The 2,068-nt window shown below is 65.1% G+C and carries 2 protein-coding genes; one reads left to right on the top strand and one right to left on the bottom strand.

Going from position 1 to position 2,068, the window contains the following annotated elements:
- Positions 1–144: 144 nt before the first annotated feature.
- Entirely contained in the window at positions 145–597 is a 453-nt protein-coding gene (locus tag HKK72_RS38785; RefSeq protein WP_187239358.1) for a hypothetical protein, read from the bottom strand.
- A gap of 274 nt (positions 598–871) precedes the next feature.
- Here HKK72_RS38785 and HKK72_RS38790 point away from each other — a divergent pair, with 274 nt between their 5' ends.
- Positions 872–2,059, top strand: a complete 1,188-nt coding sequence (locus HKK72_RS38790; protein WP_315987664.1) for an IS481 family transposase — start codon at positions 872–874, stop codon at positions 2,057–2,059.
- Positions 2,060–2,068: the final 9 nt, after the last annotated feature.

Here is a 2,068-nt window from a genome sequence, read left to right on the forward strand (position 1 = left end):
TTAACAATCGTCGAACAACAATTCGCCCATGACCGTTTTGACAATGGAACAATTGCCACGAAATTATCCATAGCCGCGCCTAATGGACAAGGTGGCCCGTCCGAGCCGGCCATGGTCAGGACATGGGACACAGCCCCAGAACGCTCAGATCCTCGGCGTCCGCCTTGGTCGTGCCCTCCACAGGAGATGGCAGCCCGCGATGGCGAGCGTCACGGTGACGACCGAGCCCCCGACCATTCCGAGCCAGCGGACGTCCCCATCCGTGGTGTAGACATTGGAGGCGGCGCCGGTGTCCATCGCGCGGACCACCTCCCCCTCCTCCAGTTCGTCCTTTCCTACTCCCTCGATCCAGACATCGCGGCGAGTTGCCCCACCGGAGTCGGGCCGGAAGTCGCCGTGCCAGAGGCATCGCCTGCTGCACTCGAGCCACGTGGCGACGAACCGGCCTTGGACACCGTCGCCCCGCTCGGCACGAACGGAAGGCGCGATGTCCGGCACGATGAAGAACGCCGCCAGCGACGCAGCGCCGATTGCCATGAGCCCGAAGACGAACCGCGCCAGCCGCGCTCCGGGGTCATTCGGCGAGTAATAGGTCATGAGGGCTCCCACTTCGGCAGCACGGCTGTCACGGAGGCGGTCTACCGCATGCAGATCCGGTGAGTCCGCCCAAGGAGCCATGATCATGGATCGTCTCTTAGGGCCATGATCCAACCCGTGCACAGTCAGACACTCAGGGCCCTAGTCCATGTTCGGATTAGGGCCCTGACCTGGTCGGGGTGGTGGTGTCCAGTCTCAGGACATAGGAAACGCATGTCTCAAGACATAGGAAACCCTGGGGGTCGAGAGTCTGGCGGTGTCGAAGGCCAGGCTTGTGATCACTGCGGTCGTTGTAGAGGGTCGTTGTCAGGCGGAGGTCGCCCGGTCGTATGGGGTGTCCAAGGGGTGGGTGTCCAAGCTCGTCGCCCGGTACCGGGCTGAGGGTGAGGCGGCGTTCGAGCCGCGGTCACGGCGGCCGAAGAGTTCACCGGCCGCGATCTCGCCGGGGATGGTGGAGCTGATCATCCGGCTTCGCAAGGAACTGTCGGAGCAGGGCTTGGACGCCGGGCCGGACACGATCGCCTGGCACCTGGCCCATCACCACCAGCTCACGGTGTCGCGGGCCACCATCAGCCGCTACCTGACCCGCCACGGTCTTGTCGTGCGGGCACCGAAGAAACGGCCGCGCTCGTCCTATATCCGCTTCCAGGCCGAGCTTCCCAACCAGACCTGGCAGGCCGACTTCACCCACTACCGCCTGGTCGATGGCACCGACGTCGAGATCCTCACCTGGCTGGACGACCACTCCCGCTACGCCCTGCACGTCACGGCCCATCCGCGTGTCACCGGACCGATCGTGCTCGACACCTTCCGCCAGGCCGTCGCCGCTCATGGCGTCCCGGCCTCGACCCTCACCGACAACGGCATGGTGTTCACCACCCGGCTATCCGGAGGGCGCGGCGGTCGCAACGCCCTCGAGCACGAGCTACGCCGCCTGCACGTCATCCAGAAGAACTCCACCCCCAACCACCCCACCACCTGCGGCAAGGTCGAACGCTTCCAGCAGACCATGAAGAAATGGCTACGTGCTCAGCCCGACCAGCCAGCCACCCTCACCGACCTGCAAACCCTCATCAACCGCTTCACCTGCGCCTACAACCACCAACGCCCGCACCGCTCCCTGCCCCACCACGCCACCCCGGCAGCCGCCTACGACCACCTGCCCAAAGCACTCCCCGCCACCAGCCGCCACACCGACACCCACACCAGGGTCCGCCACGACCGCATCGACGACTCCGGCGTCGTGACACTGCGCATCGCCGGCCGACTCCACCACATCGGCATCGGACGAACCCACGCCCGAACCCACATCATCCTGCTCATCGAAGACCTACACGTCCGAGTGATCACAGCCACCACCGGAGAACTCCTCCGCGAACTGACCATCGACCCCACCCGCGACTACCAACCCCAAAGCAAAACCCCCCGACCCCGTAGGTTCGGAGGGTTTCCGATGTCTTGAGACATCACA

The organism is Actinomadura sp. HBU206391 (assembly GCF_014323665.1).
Classification (GTDB): Bacteria; Actinomycetota; Actinomycetes; order Streptosporangiales; family Streptosporangiaceae; genus Actinomadura_C.

What these genes read in the sequence shown, in the direction of transcription:
- HKK72_RS38785 (WP_187239358.1), bottom strand. Translation starts at nt 597, where the DNA reads ATGACCTATTACTCGCCGAATGACCCCGGAGCGCGGCTGGCGCGGTTC.